The 307-nt window shown below is 47.6% G+C and carries 2 rRNA genes; both read right to left on the bottom strand.

The annotated features are described in order from the left end of the window. Window positions 1-101 (bottom strand): 5S ribosomal RNA (rrf, locus tag GCM43_RS25565); the annotation flags it as partial. Between the two features lie 135 nt (window positions 102-236). Next, window positions 237-307: ribosomal RNA gene (locus GCM43_RS25570) — 23S ribosomal RNA — on the bottom strand; the annotation flags it as partial.

Consider the following 307-nt stretch of genomic DNA (forward strand, 5'->3'; position numbering starts at 1 on the left):
CCTACTTTCACACTGGTTGCAGCACTATCATCGGCGCAAAGTTGTTTCACGGTCCTGTTCGGGATGGGAAGGGGTGGGACCAACTTGCTATGGTCATCAGGCATAACTTGTACTGACGCTTGTTCTCGATTGAGCAACAAGGCCATGAATCTGGAAGAAGCAAAGATTGGGTAATGAAGATGTATCAACAACACGCAACGTTGTACCGTCTTATCCTCTGTACCTGCTAAGGTTATAGGGACAAGCCGTACGGGCAATTAGTACTGGTTAGCTTAATGCATTACTGCACTTCCACACCCAGCCTATC

Source organism: Janthinobacterium aquaticum, from assembly GCF_009208565.1.
GTDB lineage: Bacteria > Pseudomonadota > Gammaproteobacteria > Burkholderiales > Burkholderiaceae_D > Janthinobacterium.